General features: G+C 70.4%; 3 protein-coding genes and 1 tRNA gene. 2 read left to right on the top strand and 2 right to left on the bottom strand.

Annotated features, from left to right (window positions below):
- Both ACN6LB_RS45505 and ACN6LB_RS45500 read right to left on the bottom strand, forming a co-directional pair.
- Window positions 1–1920, bottom strand: a 1920-nt coding sequence (locus tag ACN6LB_RS45505; RefSeq protein ID WP_445031056.1) for a DEAD/DEAH box helicase, incomplete at its 3' end; no start/stop codon positions are given.
- A gap of 1345 nt (window positions 1921–3265) precedes the next feature.
- Window positions 3266–3616 (bottom strand): metallopeptidase family protein, encoded by a 351-nt coding sequence (locus ACN6LB_RS45500; protein WP_037722149.1) that lies wholly within the window; start codon window positions 3614–3616, stop codon window positions 3266–3268.
- A 111-nt stretch (window positions 3617–3727) separates the two neighbouring features.
- On the opposite strand from ACN6LB_RS45500, the gene ACN6LB_RS45495 reads away from it, so the two are divergent.
- Both ACN6LB_RS45495 and ACN6LB_RS45490 read left to right on the top strand, forming a co-directional pair.
- The gene (locus tag ACN6LB_RS45495) at window positions 3728–5359 is read left to right on the top strand and encodes a metallophosphoesterase family protein (RefSeq protein WP_445031054.1); all 1632 of its coding nucleotides are present in this window, start codon (window positions 3728–3730) and stop codon (window positions 5357–5359) included.
- 80 nt (window positions 5360–5439) lie between these two features.
- A tRNA-Glu gene (locus tag ACN6LB_RS45490) sits at window positions 5440–5512 on the top strand.
- The last annotated feature ends 184 nt before the right edge of the window (window positions 5513–5696 follow it).

Raw genomic sequence — 5696 nt, 5'->3', positions numbered from 1 at the left:
GAACCCGCCACTGCGGTTGTCGTCGCGACGCTCGAAGGAACGGCCACCACGGTCGTCACGGTCACGGTTGAAGCCACCGCGCTCGCCGTCACGACGGTCACGGTTGTTGAAGCCACCGCGGTCGTCACGACGGTCGTTGTCGCGGCGGAACCCGCCACTGCGGTTGTCGTCGCGACGCTCGAAGGAACGGCCACCACGGTCGTCACGGTCACGGTTGAAGCCACCGCGCTCGCCGTCACGACGGTCGTCGCGGCGGAACCCGCCACCACGGTTGTCGTCACGACGCTCGAAGGAACGGCCACCACGGTCACCGCCACGGTCACCGCTGCGGTCGCGGCGCTCGTAGCTGCCCCGCTCGTCACGACGCTGACGCGGCTGCTCGTACGAGGACGAACGCTCCGCGGGCTGCTCGGCGGCCTCGGCGGCGGCCTCGGCCACGACCTTCTCCGCCGCGGCCTCCGCGGCGGCGGCGACGGCCGCCTCCGGGTCCTCGCCACGCTCGCGCGCCGCGCGCCCGGTCAGCCGGTCGGCCTCCTCGCGCAGCTCGGCCGCACGACGCTGCGCGCGCTCCAGCTGCTTGGTGAGGTCCTTCACGTCACGCTCGGCCATCTGCGCCGCGTTGCCCGCGGACTCGGCCTGGACCTCGGTCATCGAACGGGCGCCGGTGATCTCGGCGACCTCGGGCTCGAAGGCCGTACCGGAGTTGATGATGTGACGCCCGGCGTCGACGCCCGCGTCCTCCATCAGCCGGAAGATCTGACGACGCTGGTGCGGCAGCGACAGCGACACGACGGTGCCGGAGCGGCCGGCGCGGGCCGTACGGCCGGAGCGGTGCAGGTAGTCCTTGTGGTCACCGGCGGGGTCGACGTTCAGCACGAGGTCGATGCCGTCGACGTGGATGCCGCGGGCGGCGACGTCGGTGGCGACGAGGGCGTTGACGTAGCCCTTCTTGAAGTCCTCGAGCACGCGGGTACGCGCACCCTGCGTCATACCGCCGTGCAGCGCGTCGGCCTTCACACCGGACTCGCAGAGCTGCTCGGCAATGCGGTCGGCGCCCAGCTGGGTGCGGACGAAGATGATCGTGCGGCCCTTGCGGGAGGCGATCGCGGCGGTGACCGGCGCCTTGTCCTTGGGCTTCACGATGAGGATGTGGTGCGACATGGTCGTGACGTTGCCCTGGGCGCTGTCGACCTCGTGCGTGACCGGGTTGGTCAGGTAGCGCTTGACCAGGGTCGCGATCTCGTTCTCCATGGTGGCGGAGAAGAGCATGCGCTGACCGTCACCCGGGACCTGGTCGAGCAGCTCGGTGACCTCGGGCAGGAAGCCCAGGTCCGACATCTGGTCGGCCTCGTCGAGGACGGCGATCTGGGTGTTCTCGAGCGAGCAGGCGCCGCGGCTGATGATGTCGCGCAGACGGCCCGGGGTGGCGACGAGGATGTCGACGCCGCGCTCCAGGGCGTACATCTGGTTGCTCATGGACGTACCGCCGCAGACGACCTTCATCTTCAGGCCGAGTACGTCGCCGTACGGCTGCAGCGCGTCCGCGACCTGCATCGCGAGCTCACGGGTCGGCGTGAGGATGACGCCGCGGGGCTTCTTCTTCTCCGTGTGGCCACCGGCCAGCGTCGCCAGCATCGGCAGACCGAACGAGAGGGTCTTGCCGGAGCCGGTACGGCCGCGACCGAGGATGTCCTTGCCGGCCAGGGCGTCCGGGATGGTCGCCGCCTGGATCGGGAAGGGGGTGGTCACACCGTTCTGCGCGAGCTTGCGGACGATGCCCTCGGGGAGGCCGAGGTCGCCGAAGGTGAGCTCGGGAGCGGACTCCTCGGTCTCGACCGCGTCGACGATGTCGATGGCCTCTACGGGGTTCTCGTCGTTGTTCTCGGGCACGACGATGTGATCAGTACTGGAAACAGACATGCGAAATGCGAACCTTCCGGAGTTCTCGGCACGCGCCCGTAACTCCGTGAATTCGCAATCGACCGCCTCAATGCGGTCCGGCCACGGCAGGGGAGAGTACGCGCCACACGCGGCGCTCTCTGCGTTGGCGCCGGGCAAATGGGATCAAACGATCTACCACCATACGCACCCAACCCCCCATGAGGCAAACTGAGCCCCATCCCCCCAGGTCAGCCCCGTTTGGCCCACCAAGTCCGGGCCCGGAGGAGAGCCGGCCGAACCCCGGGCACACAGTCTTTGACCGCCCCCACGCCCCACCCGCAGGCAGAGTGAATCGGCCCACAGTGGCAATCCGGGGGGCCCGCAGTCACACCCCGGCGTTGAACCCGGACCGGTCACCCCCACGCACCCGCAGCCGCGAAAGCACGGCAGGGGACGGGCCGGAACGTCCGCCCGCAGCGGATGGCGCGTCAACACCCTCCACCTGTAACGCAACCGATTCCGCGCCAGACCGAGGACGGATGCTCCGGCCCGGCCCCGACCCACCCACCGGCGACAGGCGACAACGTCAGGCGACCGGCAGAAGACGCTGAAACCCGACCCACCCACCGGCCCCAGACAAGGCAACCCGCGTCAGGCCCCCCGGCCGGCAGAAGGCGCAGGCTCCCGCTCCACCAACTGCGACTGAGCAACCTGCTCATGAGCCGAGGACGACGGCTCGGCCGGAGGCGCCGTATCGGACGGCGTCGGCGGATCCACCGGCGGAGAAGTCGAAGGCGCCGGATCCGTGTGCGTAGGCGTCGGATCCGGCTTCGTGGGCGCAGGCGACTCCGCCCCACCGTGCCCGTGTCCGTGCCCGCCGTTCCCCCCGCCGCCCCCACCCTTGCCGTCCTTCGACGTAGCCCCGGCGGTCGGCTTCGCACCCCCGGACGGAGAGACCGACGCGGACGCGGACGCCGACCCGGACGCCGAGGACCCCGGCTCCGGCGAACCGTGCCCCTTCACCCCCGTACCGCCCCGCACCCCCGAGCCGCTTCCCACCACGGTGCCCCCGTCCGGCGCGGCCCCACCGCGCTGCCCGGCGGAGTGGGACGGCCCGGGCCTGCTCCCGTCGTCACCGACGCTCATGCAGCCGGCGGCCGCGGCGACGGCCATGACCGTGGCGGCGAGACGAACGGGTACGTACATGGCGCGCACGGGCAGCCACCTCCGGCGGGGGGATCGGGGAGTCCCCCTGTCCAACTCCCGCCGCCCACAAGAAGACACGCGCACACCCGAACCCGAACAGGAGACCGCCCTTACCCCCCGAAGCCCCCCACCCGCGTCCCCGCACGCAGCGCGCCCCGCCCCACCTCGCCGACGCCCCTCACCCGTACCCGAGCGCATGCAGCCGAGCGTCATCGATCCCGAAGTGATGAGCGATCTCGTGCACGACGGTCACCTCGGTCTCGGCGACCACGTCCTCACGCGAGTCGCACATCCGCAGCGTGGGCCCCCGGTAGATCGTGATCCGGTCCGGGAGGACACCGGCGTACCACTCCCCGCGATCCGTCAGCGGAGTCCCCTCGTACAGACCGAGCAGCTCGGGATCCTCGGCCGGTGGCTCGTCCTCGACGAACACCGCCACGTTGTCCATGAGCCGCGTCAGCTCCGGCGGAATCCGGTCGAGCGCCTCGGCAACCAGTTCCTCGAACTCCTCGCGCGTCATCTCCAGCACACCGCCATTGTCAGCTACGAGGCCGAAAACGGCGGCCGGGACCAAGGCTCGCCCTCCACGCTTCCGCCCACACTCCGCATATCCACCCATGGACTTGGGCATACGGGACCAATGGCCCGCGTCCCCGCTGCCGCCCTGCACCGCATTCGAGCCCTCCCCCGCTCCGTCCCCCGCGCCCTGGCCCGCCACTACCGCGCCCGCCGCACGCACCCGGTCATCGAACTCGTCCACCAGCCGCACCCGTACACCAGGGCCCTCGGCCTGATGACCGTCGTCCTGCTCGGCGCCTGGCTGGGCCTGCTGATCGTGGGCAACGTACGGGTGCCGGTGGGCCCCATGAACACCACGATGACCCTGCGCCCCTCCGTCACGGGCGGCACAAAGATCAACGTGTCCCCGCTGGGGGCACTGGAGCTACGCAGCCACGTCGCCCCCTTCCGCCTGGACGTGGACGTCGACCGCCTCGACCCGACACGCGCCCAGGCCCTGGTGGACCACCCCGAGCGGATCTCGGGTCTCCAGGACGAGGTGGCGCGCGACGTCGAACACGGCACTCTCGACCTGGCCCTGCGGTCCTGCGTGGCAGTCGTCTCCGGCGCCACGGCCCTCGGCCTGGCGGTCTACCGCCGCCCCCGCCGCGCCCTGGCCGCCGGCGGCCTGGCGCTGGCCCTGCTCGCGGCCTCGGGGGCGACGGCGTACGCCACCTGGAACCCCAAGTCGGTCCTGGAGCCGAAGTTCTCCGGACTCCTCTCCTCCGCCCCCTCCCTGGTCGGCAACGCACGCAACATCGTCACCGAATTCGACGTCTACCAGAAGGAGTTGGCGCGCCTGGTGACGAACGTGACGAAGCTGTACGACGTCACCTCCACGCTCCCGGCCTACGAGCCCGATCCGACCACCATCCGGGTCCTGCACGTCTCCGACATCCACCTCAACCCGGCGAGCTGGAAGATCATCGCCTCGCTCGTGAAGCAGTACGACATCAACGTGATCGTCGACTCCGGCGACACCATGGACCACGGCACCGCCACCGAGAACGGCTTCCTCGACCCGATCGCGGACCTGGGCGCCCCGTACGTCTGGGTGCGCGGCAACCACGACAGCCAGGTCACCCAGCGCTATCTGGAGCGCATGAAGAACGTGCACGTCCTGGACGAGGGCAGGGCCGTCTCGGTCGCGGGCCTGCGCTTCGCGGGCATCGGCGATCCGCAGTACACCCCGGACCGTTCGATCCAGGCGGGCGGGAACACCGCCGAGGAGCTGGCCGGCGCTCGGCTGGCGTCGGCCATCCGCGACCAGCAGACGGCGGGCACCCCCGTCGACATCGCCATCGCGCACGAGCCGTCGGCGGCCCGCGAGACGGACGGCACGGTGCCGCTGGTCCTGGCGGGCCATCTGCACCACGAGGAGATGGAGGTCATGAAGTACGGCACCAGGCTGCGCGTCGAGGGCTCGACGGGCGGCAGCGGCCTGCGTGCCGTCGAGGGCAAGTACCCGGACCCCATCGAGGCGTCGATCCTCTACCTGAACCGGGACACGCGCCATCTCCAGGCCTGGGACGAGATCCAGCTCGGCGGCCTGGGGCTGACGACGGCCGAGGTCAGCCGCCACCTCCCGAAGGACAACCAGCCTGGCGCGACACCGTCGCCCACCTCGTCGCCCACGCCCTCCCCCACCCGGTCTCCGAGCTCCACCCCGTCTCCGACCCCCTCGCCGAGGCCGTCCCTGAGGCCGTCCCCGTAAACCGTTTTGGCGATACCGCCCGCCATCCCATATGCTTCTGACGTCCCCGACGCGCCGCAAGGCGCCCAGGCGGGCCGATAGCCCTCATCGTCTAGCGGCCTAGGACGCCGCCCTTTCAAGGCGGTAGCACGGGTTCGAATCCCGTTGGGGGCACAGTAACTTCTGTTCACAAAAGCCCGCTTCCTCACGGAAGCGGGCTTTTGTGTTGCTCTGACCGTTTCAGCCGCCCGGTGAACGCGAAAAAGCCCCAACTCCCGGGTGTGTACCCGGTAGTTGGGGCTTTCTCTTAAAAGGAGTTCGGCGGCGTCCTACTCTCCCACAGGGTCCCCCCTGCAGT

This window comes from Streptomyces sp. SAS_270 (genome assembly GCF_052543295.1).
Note: the sequence above shows the minus strand (reverse complement) of the source record. Positions and strands in the feature narration are given on the sequence as shown.